The 16,958-nt window shown below is 63.4% G+C and carries 7 protein-coding genes and 1 pseudogene; 6 read left to right on the top strand and 2 right to left on the bottom strand.

Annotation, left to right across the window (positions count from 1 at the left end):
* Positions 1–6: 6 nt before the first annotated feature.
* Entirely contained in the window at positions 7–6,444 is a 6,438-nt protein-coding gene (locus tag BM300_RS02330; RefSeq protein ID WP_092461886.1) for a non-ribosomal peptide synthetase, read from the bottom strand.
* Positions 6,445–6,752: 308 nt separating this feature from the next.
* Between BM300_RS02330 and BM300_RS02325 the strand changes: the two genes are divergently transcribed.
* The 3 genes from BM300_RS02325 to BM300_RS02315 are packed head-to-tail and all read left to right on the top strand — an operon-like array spanning position 6,753 to position 12,909.
* Positions 6,753–7,637, top strand: coding sequence for an ABC transporter ATP-binding protein (locus tag BM300_RS02325; RefSeq protein ID WP_092150915.1), 885 nt, complete (start codon positions 6,753–6,755; stop codon positions 7,635–7,637).
* Entirely contained in the window at positions 7,634–10,729 is a 3,096-nt protein-coding gene (locus tag BM300_RS02320; RefSeq protein ID WP_092461884.1) for a hypothetical protein, read from the top strand. Before BM300_RS02325 ends, BM300_RS02320 begins: the two co-directional genes overlap by 4 nt.
* Positions 10,730–10,761: 32 nt before the next feature.
* Positions 10,762–12,909: a TonB-dependent receptor gene (locus tag BM300_RS02315; RefSeq protein WP_092461882.1), complete on the top strand. Its 2,148-nt coding sequence runs from the start codon at positions 10,762–10,764 to the stop codon at positions 12,907–12,909.
* Between the two features lie 26 nt (positions 12,910–12,935).
* Here the strand turns inward: BM300_RS02315 and BM300_RS02310 are convergent, their stop codons facing one another.
* Positions 12,936–14,981 (bottom strand): TonB-dependent receptor, encoded by a 2,046-nt coding sequence (locus tag BM300_RS02310; protein WP_256575782.1) that lies wholly within the window; start codon positions 14,979–14,981, stop codon positions 12,936–12,938.
* Positions 14,982–15,326: 345 nt separating this feature from the next.
* On the opposite strand from BM300_RS02310, the gene BM300_RS02305 reads away from it, so the two are divergent.
* The 3 genes and pseudogenes from BM300_RS02305 (at position 15,327) to BM300_RS02295 (ending at position 16,947) form a co-directional block, all read left to right on the top strand.
* On the top strand, positions 15,327–16,205 hold the full coding sequence (locus BM300_RS02305; RefSeq protein WP_256572636.1) for a helix-turn-helix transcriptional regulator: 879 nt from the start codon (positions 15,327–15,329) through the stop codon (positions 16,203–16,205).
* 314 nt (positions 16,206–16,519) lie between these two features.
* A pseudogene (locus BM300_RS31255) lies at positions 16,520–16,707 on the top strand (hypothetical protein).
* Between the two features lie 66 nt (positions 16,708–16,773).
* Positions 16,774–16,947 (top strand): EamA family transporter, encoded by a 174-nt coding sequence (locus BM300_RS02295; RefSeq protein WP_139232329.1) that lies wholly within the window; start codon positions 16,774–16,776, stop codon positions 16,945–16,947.
* Positions 16,948–16,958 lie beyond the last annotated feature (11 nt).

Genomic DNA, 16,958 nt, shown 5'->3' with positions numbered 1-16,958 from the left:
CGGGCATCAGATGACACCCTCTTCAACGGTGTCCGAAGACGGCTGGCGCTCAAGGATTTGCGCCACCTCGGTCAAGGTGGCGGCGCCGAACAACTGGCCCATGGGCAGTTCAACGCCCAGACGGGTGCGCAGCATTTCGAGAAAGCGCGTGGCCAGGAGGCTGTCGCCACCGAGGCGGAAAAAGTTGTCGTGGCGCGACACGCTCGGCACGTTGAGCAATTGCTGCCAGAGTTCGGCGATCACCCGTTCGTCCGGGCGCAGCGGTTGCTCGTCTACCACCGTGCGCGTTTGGGTGGCGTCGGCCAGGGCGGCCTGCAGCGCGCGGCGATCGACCTTGCCGTTGCTGCTCAGAGGCAGGTGTTCAAGCACCAGGATCTGCTCCGGGCGCATGTACCCCGGCAGGCATTGCTCCAGGTGTCGCGCCAGGGCCTGCGCCTCGGTGCTGGCGGTGACGGCGGCCATCAGCTGGTTATTGGCGACCAGTGCCACCGCTGTGTTTACGCAGGGGTGGCGGGCGAGGGCGGCTTCGATTTCGCCCAGCTCGATGCGATGGCCGCCAATCTTCACCTGGCTGTCAGCGCGGCCCAGAAACTCCAACAAACCGTCGGGGTGGTAGCGGCCCAGGTCGCCGGTGCGGTACCAGCCATCGACAAAGCGCTCGGCATTCAACTGTGGCGCGTGACGATAGCCGCGAGCGACACCGGCGCCACCAATCCACAACTCGCCGGTGACCCAGTCCGGGCAGTCCCGCCCCAGGGTATCGACCACCCTGTAAGCCTGGTTCGCCAGTGGCACGCCGTAGGGGATCGAGCGCCAACCCGGCAAGGGTTGTTGCACTTGGAAATGGTTCGACCAGATCGCCGCTTCGGTGGCGCCGCCCAGGGCGATAAAGCGGCAGTCAGGGGCCTGTTGCCGCAAGCGTTGCGGCAGGTCGAGGCCAATCCAGTCCCCCGACAGCAGCGCCACTTTCAGGCCCAGTGGCTGGCGGTCGTGGGCGTTGGCTTCGAGCAGCATGTCCAGCAGGGCCGGCACGCTGTTCCACAGGGTCACGCCATGGTGTTGCAACGCCTTGAGCCAGGCCCGCGCATCACGGCGTTGATCCTCTTCGATCAACACCAGCGCACCGCCCACCGACAGCAGGCCGAACAAGTCGTATACCGAAAGATCGAAGTCCAGTGCTGACAGCGCCAGGGTACGGTCGCTGGCGTCGATGCCATAACAGCGGTTGATCTCGGTCACGGTGTTCATCGCCGCGCGGTGGGTGATCTCCACGCCCTTGGGCTGGCCAGTGGAACCGGAGGTGTAGATCACGTAGGCCAGTTCTGCGGCCGGGACGGCGAGCGGCGCCGACAGCGGTTCAGCTTCCAGCGCGCGGCTCGGATCGAGGTGTCTGACGCTCGACAGCTGCGGGTCGTGCCCGGCAAGCATCAGGCTCACGCCGGCCTGTTGCAGAATGCGTTGGCAGCGCTGCAGCGGTTGGTCGACACCCACCGGCAGGTATGCGGCACCTGCGGCCAGAATGCCCAGCACGCTGGCGATCTGTTGCGGCCCCTTGGCCAATGACACGGCCACCAGGTCGCCCGGCCCGACGCCTGCGTCCACCAGGCTGCGAGCAATGCGCAGCGCCCGGTCGGCGAGTTCGCCATAGCTCAGGGTGCCATGCTCGCCCCACAACAGGGCCGGGCGTTGTGGCGCTTGGCGTGCGTGTTCGAAGAACTCTTGGTGTAAGGTCGGGTCACCCGGCATGCTCGGGCCCGGGGCATTGAGCCGGGCGCGCAGTTGCGCCTGGGCTTGCGGCAGCAGGTCCGGCGGCGGGTTGTCCCAGGCGTGCTCGGCCAGCCAGTTCAAACTGTACAGGTAGGCGTCGAACATCGTTTCGACCAGACCTTCGGGGAACAGGCCGACCACGTAGTCCCAGTTCAAGGCTACGCCGCCGTTGGCTTCGACCACCTGATGGTCGAGCCAGACCTGTGGCGTTTGAGTCAGGCCAAAGACTTGCCGGGCAAACGGCCCATCCACCGGCGCGGCCGTGCCATCCGGAACCCCGAGGGCACTGGTGAACACCACGGGCATGCTTACCTGCCGCTCGCCATTGCCCCGGGCCAATCGCCGCAACAAGCTGACCGAGCCGAGGCAACGATGTTCCAAAGCCTCGCCCAGGGTTCGCTGGGTACGCCGGGCACGGTCGATCCAGCGCTCGCCGGGCACCGGTACATAGCCAAGCAAAGTCAGGGAGGTGAAATCGCCCATGACCTGATCGATCTGGGGATGCAGCGCGCGACGATCGAACAACGTGAGGTTGAGGCTGAGGTCCGGGCGCGCACTCCAGCGGCCGAGGGTTTCGGCAAATGCGCAGAGCAGTACCGCCGATGCGGTGAGGCCGTGCTGTTGGGCCTTGGCCAGGATCGCTGCCCAGGCTTGGGCGTCGATCTGCCCTTGCAGACGGTCGAAGCGCGGTTGGCCAAGGCTGGCGGGGTCAACCGCCAGCGGCAATTGCGGATGCGCTGGCAGCTCGGGCAGGCGTTCCTGCCAGAACTGTTGCGCGGCTTGCAGCTCGGCCGCGTCCACGGCGGATTGCAATTGATAGTCGCGGAACGACAGTTCCAGGGGAGTCAACGTCAATTCGGGGTCACGGTACAGGGCATCGAGTTCTGCGTAGAAGCGCAGGATGCTCAGGGCATCGAGGATCAAGTTGTCCAGGCTGATGGCCAACCGCGTATAGCGGCCGTGGGCCACGGCCTGCACATCGAACAGCGGCCACTGGCCTGGATCGAACACGCGATGGGCACAGTGTTCGCGCAAGTCTGCGAGGTTGGCATAGCCCTGGCCGATCTTGAAGGATGGCAGCTGTTGCAAGGGCAGGATGCGGGCCTGGCCGCATTGATCGAACACGGCGCGGAGCATTTCGTGGCGCTCGATCAAGCGCCCTAGGGCGTTTTGCAGGCGCGGCAGGTCAAGGTCCTCAACGTCGTATTCGCGATAGAAGTGACAGCTCACGCCGCCCAGTACCAGGCTCGGATCGCGGCCCAGCCAATAAGCTTGCTGGACCTCGGTCATGGGGAAAGGCGCGTGGCGTTGCGGCAGGTCGGGCACAATCGTGCGCTGCGGTTCGGCCTGGGTCAGTCGATGCAAATCGGCACAAAAAAGCGCGAGCACCGGTTTGACAAAGACCTGGGCGATACGCGCGCCACCCAGCCCCTGTTCGGCGAGCAGGCGCACCAGGCGGGTGGCGCTCAGGGAGTCACCGCCCAGGGCGAAGAAATTGTCTTCACGGCAGACTTTGTCACAGCCCAGCAACTGCTGCCAGACACGCGCCACCTGCGTTTCGATGTCGCCGCAGGGAGGCGACAGATTGGCCGGTACGCGAGTGTTGTTCACGGCCAGCCAGGCGCTCAGCGCCTTACGATCCACCTTGCCGTTGCCGGTCAAGGGCAACTGCGCGCACCCCAGGATCGTGCCGGGAATCATGTAGGCCGGCAGGTGCTCGGCGAGATGCCGGGCAAAGCCCGGCGAGTCAAACCGAGTGGGCTCTTCGGGGCCATTTGTCAGGCGCACCACCGCCGCCAGTTGCTGGCTGGCCAGCAGCGCCACCGCCTGCTCGATGCCTGGCCAGGCAAGCAATGCGCTTTCGACTTCCCCGGCTTCGATGCGCAAGCCGTGCAGCTTGAGTTGGAAATCGCGACGCCCGAGGAATTCGACATTGCCGTCGGGGTGATAGCGCGCATTGTCGCCGGTGCGGTACCAGCGCAGGCCTTGATAGTCTACAAAGCGTTCAGCGGTGCGCACCCGGTCGCCGCGATAACCCTCGGCCACACCGGTGCCGCCGATCCACAGTTCACCGGCGACCCAGTCCGGGCAGTCGTGGCCGTGCGGGTCGACGATGCGCAGGTGGACATTATCCAGTGGCGTGCCATAGGGCAGGCAGTGCCAGGGCAATGTTTGGCCAGGCAGCACTTCGAACAGGGTCGAGTGGATGGCGGTTTCGGTGGCACCGCCCAGAGCCATGAAGCGGCAGCCGGGTGCTTGGGCCCACAGCCGTGGCGCCAGATTCGGAGCGACTTTGTCGCCGCCCAGCAACACCGCGCGTAGCGGCAGGCTGGCGTCGGCAGGGGCGCAACCGAGCAGCATGTCGAGCAATGCCGGCACGCAGTTGAGCACGCTGGCGCGATGCTGCAGGGCCAGTTCACGCCAGCGTCCGGCATCGCGCTGGGCCTCGGGCTCGATACCGATCACCGCGGCCCCCGTCGACAGCGCGGCAAACAGGTCGAACACCGACAGGTCGAACTCCAGCGCCGACAGCGCGAGGATTCGGTCGTCAGTGTTCAAGTGCAAGCGCCGTTGCAAGTCTTGCAGGGTATTGGCGGCCGCCTGATGACTGATTTCCACGCCCTTGGGTTCACCTGTGGAGCCCGAGGTATAGAGGATATAGGCCAGGTCGCTGATTGCTCCGGGCCGCGGAGCGTCCAGCGCGGTGCCGGTGGCGGGTAGTTCCGTGAGCAATAAGCGTGCACCCGATGACTCACGGATTTTCTGGCAACGCGCCGTAGGTTGATCGACGCTGATGGGCAGGTACGTGGCGCTGCACGCCAGGATGCCCAGCACCGCAATCACCTGCTCGGGCCCCTTGGGCAGTTGCAACGCCACCACATCGCCGCGCCGGACGCCTTGGCCTTCCAGGTAGGCCGCCACGCTCAGGGCGCGCTCGGCCAGCTGGCCGTAGTGGATGACGGGCTGATTGCCGTGCAACAACGCGGGCAGGTCTGGCGTCAGGCGCGCCTGGGCAAAAAAGGCTTCGTGCAGGCGCTGTTCCGGCAGGGGCGCGACCTGGCCTTGAACGCTGTTGCGGACCTCAAGTTGGTTGGCGGGGATCAGCGCCGGCGGCGGCAGATCCCAGGCCGAAGATTCAAAACACAGGCGCTGCAACAGGCCGATGTAGGCCTCGAACAAACCGTCCAGCACCCCGTCGGCGAACAGCCCCTCACGGGCATCGAGATTGATCAGGATGCCACCATCCAGTTCGGTAACCTGAGCGTCGAGCCACACCTGCGGGCCCTGGGAAATGATCCAGGCCGGTTCGCCGAAACACGCCTGCACGCCCTCGGCGAACAATTCCCCTAGCCCCAGGGCGCTGGTATACACCACCGGTGCCAGCACTTGCTCACCGCGTTGCCGCGACAGCTCGCGCAACACCTCCAAACCGGAAAACGCGCTGTGCGCCGCATCGCTGTGGAAGCGTCGTTGCAGGGCCGTGGCGCGAGCGGCAAAAGTGCCGGCGACATGACCGTCCCAAGCCAGCAGGATCGATGAAGTGAAATCGCCAACCAGGCGGTCGACATCGGCATGCAACGGGGTGCGGTTGAACAGCGGCAGGTTGAGCAGCAGCTCGGGCGTCTCGCACCAGGCACCAAGCGCTTCACAGAACACCGCCGCCAGGGCCATCGCCGGCGTGAGCCCCTGTTCCCGGGCGTGGCGCTCGAAGGCCTGGCGCTGGGACGGCGGCAGCCAATGGTGACGGCGCCGCACCTGGCGATCGTCGCCCTGGATCTTGACGGGCAGGCGCGGGGCACCGGGCAACCGGTCCAGGCGCTGCAACCAGTAGTCACGGGCGTGTTGATGACGAGCAAGCTGCTCAGGGTCGGCCTGTTCATCGCGCAGGTCGGCCAGGTAACAGGCGAAGCTGTAGTCCAGCGCGGCCAGGGGCTGTTGGTGATACAACTGCACCAGGTCGCCGAGCAAGATGCGCAGGCTCAAGGCATCGGCTGCGAGCATGTCGAGGTTCAAGTGCAGGCGAGTCCCGTCGGGCAGCAGCGACAACTGGATATCCAGTACCTGACCTTGTTCAACGGCCAATTGGCGGTGGGATAACTCCGCGCGCAACGCCTCCAGTCGTTGTTGCTGTTGATCGACGCTGGCCTGGCGCAAGTCATGCACTTTCAATCCTGGCCAAGGGCTCTGCGCGAGGATCCGCTGGCGGCCGTCGTCGAGAAACTGCGCGCGCAACATCGGGTGCCGCACCAGCAGCGCCCGAACGGCGGCTTCCAAGCGGGCGGGGTCAACGTCGCGGCCATCGAATTCGTTATAGAAGTGCGCCGCCACACCGCCCAATTGCTGGCCGGGCGCACGCCCGATCCAGTAGGCGTGTTGCATCGGCGCCAGTTCGAAGGGCTGCCCTTCGTCTACTTGCACAGTGGGCGCGGCGGGGGCAGGGGTCGCCACATCGAGCAGTGCCAGCCAGGCTGACAGGCGCGGGTCGGCGATCAACTCGGCGAAGCGCGCGGCCAGGCCCTGGCGGCGCCATTGGCCGGCGAGGCGAATCAGGGTGACGGAGTCCAGCCCCCATTCGATCAGGTTCGCCTCCAGGGGAATTTTCTCGGCGGGCAGATCGAGGGCTTGGGAAAGGGACTGGCGCAGCAGTGTCGCGGTTGAGGTGCTGGGAGTGGCCATGGCTCAACGTCTTCTCATTACTAGGGCCCGGACCGGGGTTGGCCCAGGCGCTGGGGGCAGGCAGATGCTTGGAGGAAGATGCTAGTCATTCTCATTTTGGCAACTACCCGGATCGAATCGTTTTTGCCCCGCATCCGCGTCTCGCTCACCGGTTGCAGTGGCGTGGTGGCTGCGCGCAATGCCGGTCGGTCGCAGGATGCGGTTGGAAAATGACTTGAATCGGGTAGAGCCCGACCATGGCCTTGATTACCGTCGCTCGCCGCCCTCTTGCAGGGCCTGTGTCCCTCTGATCTGGTCTGGAGTTGTGGATGTCTTTCGATTCGGGTTTACAAGTGCGCGGCCTGCGCAAGCGCTACAGCAACGGCGTCGAAGCGCTGCGCGGCGTGGACCTGAGCGTCGGGCCCGGCATGTATGGTCTGCTGGGGCCGAACGGCGCGGGCAAAAGCAGTCTGATGCGGACCCTGGCGACTTTGCAGCAACCAGACGCCGGCAGCATTCACCTGGACGGAGTGGATGTGCTGGCCGATGCCGATTATTTGCGCCGCCGCCTGGGCTATCTGCCGCAGCAGTTGAGCGCGTATCCGGGCGTAAGTGCACGGGATCTGCTTGATCGTTTTGCCTGGCTCAAGGGACGAACCGACAGCCGTCAACGCCGTGAGGAAATCGAGGGTCTGCTGGACAAGGTCAACCTCCGGCAGGCAGCCCATCGGGCGCTTGCCACTTATTCGGGCGGCATGCTGCGCCGGTTCGGCATCGCCATGGCGCTGGTGGGCTCGCCACGCCTGTTGATCGTCGACGAACCCACGGCAGGCCTCGATCCGGCGGAGCGCAACCGTTTTCATCGAGTGCTCGCCGATGTCGCCGCCGAATCGATCGTGTTGCTTTCGACGCACATCGTCGAGGACGTCGAGAACCTCTGCAGCCGGCTGGCGGTGCTGGCCGGTGGACAGATTATTGTCGAAGGGAGCCCGGCGCAGTTGTTGGGCGCCGAGCAGGGAAGATTGTGGGAAGCGTCCTTCGACCGTGGCGAGGCGCTGCCCGATGCCTTGCATGTGGCCGCCAGTCCTCAAGGCAGCCGCGTCATTGTGCACGGCGCATGTCCTGCCGACCCTCGCTTCGTGCCCCACGCGCCGCGCCTGGAAGACATCTATTACCTGGCCCTGGCCCAGGCGGGTGAGGCGATCGACGCATGAATACCTTTGCTCTGCTGATGCGTGAGGCCTGGGTTGAAGTGCGCGCCGGCCTGCGCAGCGGCATCCCGTTGCTGGTGTTCCTCGGCCTGACCGGCTATTTGCTGATGTCCCTGGCCAACGCCGACTACGTGCAGAAAATGGGCGCCAGCGATATCGCCCGCAATGCCCCGAGCCTGATCTACCTGATGTCGTGCGGCTGTATGTTCTTCCTGTTTTTTGCCTGGGCATGGGTCTTTGCCCAGCCGGCCCTGAGGGACCGCAAGGCGCAATTGGAAGAAGTGTTGCTGGCTTTGCCACTGTCGCTGCCGGCGCTGTTGTGGGGACGTTTCATCGGTGCAGCGCTGGTGGGTGGTTTACTCGCCAGTTCGTTGATCGTCGGGTTTCTGCTCAGCCCGGTGCTGGGGTGGCTCGGCTGGGTGCCAGCGGCGAGCATCGGCGCGCCAAACTGGTCGGCGCTGGGGTTTGCCTGGGTCGCGTTGCTGTTGCCGGTGAGCACCGGGATCGGTGCGTTGTATTACCTGCTGGCCTTGCGCAGCCGCGGCCTGGCCGCGCCGTTTGCTTTGGCAACGGTGCTGATGCTGCTGTGGATGTTCGCGGTAGTGGTGCTCAAGGGCGGGCATATCAACCCGCTGCTGGCCGCCAGCCTTGATCCGTCACTGTTTACCTTTGCCCAGGCCCAGGTGGAAACCTGGTCCGCCACGCAGAAATCCCGATCGCTGTTGGCATTGACGCCGGGGTTCTGGCTGAACCGGGCGCTGTGGTGTGGGTTGCCCTTGCTGCTGCTCGCCGTCGTCCTGGCCCGCACCAGCCGCCAAGGCTTGATGGGCCGGCGCAGCGGCACCATGTTGGCCGAGCCACCGATGCAGTTGGCGAGCCACGTGCGCTTGCCGGGTCCGTTATCCAGCAGCCAGTGGTCGCGGGCCTTGTGGCGCGAGGTTCGCTGGCAGGTGCGTCAGTTGTTTGCCCGGCGCCTCTGGTGGGCAGCCCTTGGGTTGCTGCTGGCCATGGGCATTCTTAGCGGGTTTGTCCACATCGTCTGGCATGCACGTGGGCCGATGGTGCCGCGGCCGGATCTGATCTTGCCGCTGTTATCGAGCGCGTCTTTCCTGGTGATCGCCTTTATTGTTGCAGCGCTGGTGGGGCTGGTGTGCCGGCGCGATGACGTCGAAGGCTTGGGCGCGATGCTGCAAGCGACCCCGGCGCCGGCATGGCTGCGCTTGTTGGGACGGGTGGCCTGCGTGCTGACGGCGACATCGGCCTTGGCACTGGTGCCGGGCATTGCCAGCCTGGTGATCAGCGCGATTGCCGCCCCCGGTAACCTGGCCCCAGGCTTTGTGCTGATCTATCAGGTACTGGTATTCGCGCCACCGTTGCTGGAACTGGCGATGCTCACGGTGCTGGTGCATGCCTTGATCCGTCGCTCCGGCCTGGCGTACGCGACGTCGATGCTGCTGACATTTTTCCTGGTGCTCAACCATGAGTTGGGGCTGGTCAGTTATCCCGCCTATGCCATGGCGATTCCGGCTCACGTGGCGTTGTCGCAACTCACGGGCTGGGCGCCCTGGTTGCCTTATCTCGCCACCTTGACGAGCTGGAAACTGGCCGGCTGCCTGGTACTGGTCGCGTTGGCGGCGCTGGTCTTGCCCCGGGGGCCGGAACGGCGACGTCTCATCGATGTACGCCGCAGCCTGTGGAGTCTGCCCGGTGCTTTGTTGGTATTGGGGGCTGTCGGTTTGCTGGGCAGCGGCGTGCTGTTGCATCGGCATCTGGTAGAGCAGGGCGAGTACCGGTCGGTGGCCGAGGAACGGGCCGAGCACGCCGAATGGGAACAGCGATGGCTGGCTGGGGCGGGCGCTTGGCAAGTAGCGCAAGGACGTTTGCGCTTGCGTATCGACAGCGTTGCGCGACGTGTCGAAGGCGAGTGGACACTGGGGGCTGTGACCGCTGCCAATCAGCGCCTGGACGCCGAACTGCCGCCGGGTTTGCACATCACGACGGTGAGCGTCATGGGGCGCCCGGTGATTTTCGAGCAGGCGGCCGGGCACCTGCGTGTGCCTCTGAATGAATGCGCGGCGAGCGGCTGCAGCATGCAACTGAACTGGACGCTGGAAGCCGCCGGCTGGCCGTCCGAAGGTGACGCATTCTGGCTGGGACCGCGAGGGGTGTGGCTGCAGGCGCGCCGCGTGATGCCGCGCCTGGGCCTGGACCGCGAGCGCTTGCTGCGTGCGCCGGCGCAGCGTGCCGAAGCCGGTTTATCGGCTGAGGTGCCGAGTCTGCCAGCAGGGTCGACAGTTGCCGTAGACGCGGTGGCGCCGGCGGGGGCGTGGCAGTGGCTGATCGAGGTTGATGGCCAGGCTTTAATCGGACAAAGCGACGGGCCACTGGACTTCGCCTACCACATGGCCGCGACGCAAGACCTCGACGGCGTGAAGGTACTCGCCGATGCCGGCCGCCAGCAAACCGCCCGTGAAGTCCGCGAGGATCTGGAGCTCATGTCCGCTTGTGTGGCTCGGCGCCTGGGCCATCGCCCGACCGTCGAACACCTGAGCCAGTGGCCGCCCGGCATGGGCTCCAGCCAGTTGAGCCAGACCCATCTTTTGCTCGGTCAGGCGCCGGATTGGGACGTGGCGCCAGCGGGCGTCGGGCGCTGGACGCGCCGCGCGCATATCGCCGAACTGCTCGCACGCCGAATGCTGATCGACGCCAGCGACCTGCGGCAAGCCCCAGGCTACCTCTGGTTGAGCCAGGGCGTGGCGGGCGCGATCGGCCTGCTATGTGTCGGTGATGTCGACGGCGCTGATGCCCGCTCGGCCCTGGTGAAGTTGATGGGCGAAGACTTGACCCGTGCCTTGGGCAATGACGGCGAGCCCATCGGCACCTTGGCTGACGCCCGAGAGCAGGGCTGGGTTGCGTCTTATGCGCCCCTGGTCAGCCTGGATTGGGTGGCCGGACAAAGCGCCGGACAACTGATGGCGATGAGCACAAATATCCGAAACGGCCAGGGATGGCCAGCCGCAATGCAGGGCCTGCTGGGCGCGCCCTCCGATCAGGCAATCACCACGGCGCTCAAGCGCTGGGGGCCTGCGCAATGAATTCGAACCATCCCTGTTTTTTGGAGCTTCCCATGTCACCTGAGTTGTCTCTCCAACCGCTACGCCGTCCGCTTGGCTGGCGGGAAAACGTGTTGACCCAAACCCTGGCGCTGGCGTTGTCCAGCCAGGTATGCACGGCCTATTCCGCCGGCTATCAACCCTCCACCAGTGCGGAGGTCATCGAGTTGGCCCCGCTGACAGTCAGCGCCCGGTTGAACGAGGAAAGCGCCAAGGATATTCCCTTCGGACTTTCCGTGATCGATGGACAGACCCTCGAAGCCCGGCGCTTGCGCAGCCTGGAGGATGCATTGCGGACCACGCCGGGCGTGGATGTGAACTCCTGGGGCGGCGCCAACGATGCCAATGTGCGCATCCGTGGTGTCGGTTCGCTGAACCAGATGAGCATGGACGACGGCTCGGTGGTACTGAATGTCGACGGGGTTCCGATGTCGGTGCGCAACGCGGCGATGGCCACGCTTGATGTGCAGCAAGTGGAGGTGCTCAAAGGCCCCCAGGGCACACTGTTCGGGCGCAACAGCGAGGCGGGCGCGATCAATGTGACCACCCGCAAGCCGACCCGCGAACTGGAAGGTTATGTGCGCGGCGAAGTTGGCAACCAGGGCCAGTTCATGACCGAAGGTGCCATCGGCGGGCCGTTGACCGAATCCCTCGCGGGGCGTATTGCCGTGCGCCGTAGCGGCTTCGATAACTGGATCGACGACCAGCAGGACGGCGACCCGTTGACCAAACCTCGCGACCTGGCCCTGCGCGGCAGTCTGCTATGGGACAACGATCAGGGCACAACCGGCCTGCTGACCGCCGAGCGCCAGCGCGCCGATCATTATGCCGGCCTGGAAATGCTGCGCCCGTTTGGCAACCGTCCCAGCCTGGACTACACGCCCGGTACGTTCGATGACAACCAGAAGACCAACGAGCGTTATTCTTTCGAGCTCAATCATGACTTGGCGCAGTCGCGGATCACCTCGATCAGTGCCTACACCAGCACCGATTTCAATGCGGTAAAAGGCTATGACCGCAACATCACCGAGGCTCTCTACGGATCACCGTTCGAATACCTGATCGAAGATACTGCCAAGGAGCGCGTGTGGAGCCAGGATCTGCGCCTGGGCTCGCTGGAGGATGCCGAGGTGTTCTGGGTGACCGGGGTGAACCTGTCGCGCTCCGAGCGTAGCTTCGACTCCGACGACTTCACCAGCGGCGCCCAGCAGAGGCGCGATTTCGCCACCAACAGTTATGCGCTGTACGGCGAGATGACGTATCCGATCGCCGAAGACTGGAAGCTCACCACAGGCCTGCGCCACACCTGGGACCGCAAGACCTACGGCGCCGACTATTCAAGCGGGGGCAATAGTGTCGCCGACGATCGCCGGTTACGGAATGACTACAACACCGGGCGCGTGGCCTTGAGCTACGCGCTCACGCCGCAGACGAATCTGTATGCGGTGCTGTCGCGAGGCTATAAATCAGCGGGCTTCAACGATTACGCGACGTCGGTCAGGGACAGCGAACCTTACAAGGCGGCCAAGGTGAACTCCGCCGAAATCGGTTTCAAGCATGAAAGCGCCGAGGGTGCCGTGAGTCTCGAGGGTGCGTTGTTCATGACCCGTGTGCAGGACGACCACCTGCTGGGGTATGACTTCAACACCCTGGCGGTCAGTGCCGTGAATGCCGATACCCGCAGCAAGGGCGCCGAGCTGTCGAGCACCTGGCATGTCACTGATGAGCTGACCCTCGGCAGTGCGGTGAGCTACACCAACGCGGTGGTGACCTCTGATGCACCGGGCGTTTCCGGTGGCGATGTCGCGGCGGGGAATCGTGTGCCGGACGTGCCGCTGTGGAGCGGTAACTTCAGCATCGCCTGGCAGAGGAACCTGGGCGAGTTCATGGGCTTGCCTGCCCCGCGGCTGAACACGTTGCTCAACTATCGCGTGCAGAAAAATCGCCCCGCCGACCCACAGAACCACTACGACCTCAAAGGCTACGCCAAGCTGGACCTGCACGTGGGCCTGGAGAGTGGCGGTTCGGAAGTCTACCTGTGGGGCGATAACCTGCTCGATGCGCGATATGACTTGTATGGATCGTACTCAACTGATCAAGTGCTGACCGGCATGCCGGGCCGGGGGCGCTCGGCCGGCGTGGGGTACAGTTATTCGTTCTGAGTGCTCCTCATGGAGTCAAGGGCAGGTCAGAACTGATAGGTGTAGCCGAGACCCAAGGTGCGCCGCCGAGCCGGTGCACCATAGGCTACAGGGTCACTGTAGAAACCATAGGTGTCGTAGGTCTGGTTCAGCAGGTTGTCGGCGAAGGCATAGACTTCGCCGAAGCGGCTTTCGAGGCCCGCGCGCAGGTCGAGTTTTTCGTAGTTGTCCAGGTTGAAGTGGTTTTGTGGATCGGCTGCGCGTTCGCCCACCAGATGATAATTGAGGCTGGTGTTCAAGATCGTTTCGCCAAGGCTGGTAAAGCTGCCCAAGGGGTGTCGCCAGCCGATGTTGAGATTGCCGCTCCAGCGTGGAACATCCGGGGTACGGTTGCCGGCGGCGACGTCACCGGCCTGGATACCGTGTACGGCGCTGGTGATCCTGGCGTCTAGGTAGGTGGCGCTGGCGGTAACGGCCAGGCCATGGTCGAAGCGCCAAGCGCCTTCCAGTTCAGCGCCCCGGGTGCGGGTATCGGCATTGAACGCACTGGTGGCGAAGGTTGCAGCGTTGTAGCCCAACAGGTGGTCGTCGTGCACGCGGGTGTAGAACAGCGCACCGTTCAGGCTGCCACGGCGATCTTCGGTTTCACTTTTGAAGCCCAGTTCGGCGGCTCGGCTGACGGCGGCCTTGTAGGGCTCGCTGTCGCTGACCTGCGCGGCATAATCATTGAACCCGCCGGATTTATAGCCTCGCGCCAATTGCACGTAGACGTTGGTTTGCGGGGTGAGCGCATAGCTCAGGGCTACGCGGCCAGTGCCGTAGTGGTCAGTCAGCTTGCGTGAATCGTCCACGACGCTGGCGCCAGCGAAGTACTGGCCGTCGTAGGTCTTGCGATCCCATGAGTGGCGATAGCCGGTGGTGAGCTTCAGGTGCTCGGTGAGCGGGAAGGTGACTTCGCCGTAGCCGGCATACGTGGTGGTGGTGAAGTCGCGAAACCTGGCATCGGCGGTGCCATAGGTATTGCGCGGCGTGTCGTAGCTGCGCTCGTTGCGGCTGGCGGCAAGGCCGGCGATCCAGAACGTGTCGGCGTCGGGCAGCGAGCTCAAGTGCAGGTCCTGGCTCCAACTGCGCTCGAAGGACTTGTCCACCGCCCAGTACTCGCTGGGCGTGCCATACAGGGCGCCCATCAGTTTGCTGTCGTAGGCGACCAGGCCTTCGAAATCGGCGGTGGAGGTCGCGGTTGTCGACGTGAGGCGACTGTTGGCGAAGTCATGATCGACCTTGACGGCGTAGCGCTCGGTGGTCTTGTAATTGTCATCGAACAGACCGGGCGTCAGGTCCAGGCTGGGGTCGCTGCCATAAGGTCGCAGCACCAACGAGTTGGTGGCGCGTTCGGTTTTCTGGCGTTCAGCGCTGAACAGCACATGGGTGTCATCGTTGAGGTCCCAGCGCAGGCTGGCGCGATAAGCCTCGTTGCGTGGCTCGGTGATCGGATCGTGGGTCTGATCGTTGTCGATCCAGCTGTCATAGCCGGCCCGGCGCACTGCCAGGCGGCCGCTGAGGCTGTCGCTGATCGGTCCGCCGATGGCACCTTCGCTGAGGAACTGGCCCTCCTGACCCATCTCGCCGCGTATATAACCTTCCGGTTCGCGGGTCGGCTGCCGGGTAGTGATGTTCACTGCGCCCGCCTGGCCAATCGCACCGGACATCGTGCCCTGGGGGCCCTTGAGCACCTCGATGCGATCGATATCCAAGGTGCCGAAACCGAGACTGCGTGACGCGACTGGAACACCGTCGATGTTGAATGCCACCGAGCTGTCATCCATCGACATCTGGTACAGCGAGCCGACACCACGGATCAGCACGTTGAAGTCATTCGGGCCACCGGAAGAGTTGACGTTGACCCCGGACGTATTGCGCAGGGCGCTTTCCAGCGTGTCGAGCCGCTGGGTACGCAGTTGTTCGCCGCTGATCACGCTCAGGCTGATGGGCAGGTTTCGCGGATCTTCCTGCTCCATGCGCGCGGTCACCGTCGAGACGGGTAATTCAAAGGTCTCGTCAGTGGCGGCGAGTACCGGACTGGCCAATGTCAAAGTTAAAATTATTGTTATAGTATTACATTTGTAGCATGATCCAAGGGTAGCCGTCGTGTTGCGTCGTGCAGACATTGTAGGTCCTTGAGCGAGGATTCTGATCGGTGCGCGTTACGTTGGCTGCAACGAATTGGCGCAGAAATGGGGAGCGCGCCAGATGCTAATAATTATCAATTGCATAGATCCACCCCAATGTGATCTGATTCGAGCCGTATCCGGTCAACCAGGAGATTCACGATGTCAGTCGTTCAAGGAGGGGCAGGAGAGCCGATGCCGGTCTCGCGAATAATCACGGGAGAATATGGAAGTGATCTCGGGCCTGGGGCGCACTGTCGGGTCACGCGAATGAACCTGCAGGACGGCCTCGACATCGTGCGTTGGCAAAGCAAGTTCGAGCAGCCGATCGAATTACCTTTGCAGGACGATAGCGAATGTATCCATTTCAGTTTTACCAACCTGCTCAAGGGCAAGGCTGCCTGCAGCTTTCGTGATGGTCGTCGGCAGCGTCGCTATGTGATCGACGAAGGCGCCGGCTGCATCAGCTACGGGCGTCGTCGCCACGGTCTTTATCACCAGCACGGGGAGATCGACAACATCACGGTGATGATCCGTCCCGAGGTGCTGGTACAGTGGGAGTTGAAACTCGATCCGCTGCTGAACAAAGCACTGGCTTGCGATCATTGTTTTCTTGAGGGGCACCGCAGCGGCGAAATGAGCGCGACGGCGCATCTGTTGTGCACGGCGATGGACCAGGGGCCTGATTCACCGAGTAGCCAACCCCGAAGCGGCCTTTGGCTGTACGGTCAAAGCGTCACCCTGGTCAGCCTGTTCCTGGAGGCGCGCCACAATGTCGACTGCACCTGCCGCGTCAGCCACATCGATCGCCAACGCTTGCTTCGCGCACGTGAGCGGCTGCTCGCGGATCTTGGCAAGGCACCAAGCCTGTCAGAACTCGCTCGCGAGTCCGGGATGAGCCAACCAAAGCTTACACGCGGGTTTCGCCAATTGTTCTTGAACAGCGTCTACGGCGTCTTCCAGCAAGCGCGGATGATCCAGGCCCGGAGTCGATTGTTGAACGGAGAAGAGTCGGTGATGAGAATCGCGTCGGACCTTGGGTATGCCAACGCGAGCCATTTCGCCACGGCGTTTCGCAAACAGTTCGGGATCAACCCTTCGCTTCTCAAACATGGCGGGAGGAGCAAGTTATCGATTTCGGTAAAGTGAGCGCTGTTCGTTAGGAAGAATGGTCTCTGCGTGGCGTATTAACGAACCTGGAGTCTGTTTTCTCCACGTCGCACTGCAAGCTTTCCAGAAAAAGCCACGCTAGCGCTGTCGAATGGAAAGACCTATTTTTTCCTCCTTGAAGCGGAATTCAAACAAGTCCAGAATCAAGTCTTTTCCTGCTCTAAAAAGAAAATAAACCCCTTAGAATTCAATGAGTCGGACACCAGATTCGAGTCTCGTTTCCCGCTCCAAGATTCAAAAAAAAGCCACTCAGATGAGTGGCTTTTTTTTGCACTGAGAAATTGGGTCTTGCCTTGAACCACACTGACGCCAGGCTGCTGCTCGCGGCACGTATTCACGGAACAGATGAAGCCGTCAGGCTTCGGCGAGGAGCGTGGTCAAGAAGTTACCTCGCAGCAAGCGTGATCTGATCTACAAGGTGATCGACAGTCGGAGTTCGCTCGAGCTGGTGGATTATCTTGCGCAGTACTTGGATACGTAACGGTGGTCTGCGGTTTTTCATTATTACCAAACGTCGGCTCAGGTCGCCGCCGGCACGCGCAAGTCCTTGAGTTACTCTCGCGCGTTTCAAGCCGCAACGGTGCAGTTGAGCGTGCCCATACTGGCCTCGCTGGCGGGCATCGTCTTTCTTGGCGAAAGCCTGAGCGTCAGGCTGGTCGTAGCATCCGTGGCGGTCCTGGGGGGCATTGCGTTGGTGCTGGGCAGTAGACAACCAGGCTAACTTGCCTTGGG

The organism is Pseudomonas sp. NFACC46-3 (assembly GCF_900114515.1).
Classification (GTDB): domain Bacteria; phylum Pseudomonadota; class Gammaproteobacteria; order Pseudomonadales; family Pseudomonadaceae; genus Aquipseudomonas; species Aquipseudomonas fluorescens_Q.
This window is presented reverse-complemented; position numbering and strand designations above follow the sequence as displayed.

Bases quoted from the DNA above. Each gene is read 5' to 3' on its own strand.
- BM300_RS02325 (WP_092150915.1), top strand. From the start codon at position 6,753: ATGTCTTTCGATTCGGGTTTACAAGTGCGCGGCCTGCGCAAGCGCTAC.
- BM300_RS02315 (WP_092461882.1), top strand. From the start codon at position 10,762: ATGTCACCTGAGTTGTCTCTCCAACCGCTACGCCGTCCGCTTGGCTGG.
- BM300_RS02320 (WP_092461884.1), top strand. From the start codon at position 7,634: ATGAATACCTTTGCTCTGCTGATGCGTGAGGCCTGGGTTGAAGTGCGC.
- BM300_RS02330 (WP_092461886.1), bottom strand. From the start codon at position 6,444: ATGGCCACTCCCAGCACCTCAACCGCGACACTGCTGCGCCAGTCCCTT.
- BM300_RS02305 (WP_256572636.1), top strand. From the start codon at position 15,327: ATGAACCTGCAGGACGGCCTCGACATCGTGCGTTGGCAAAGCAAGTTC.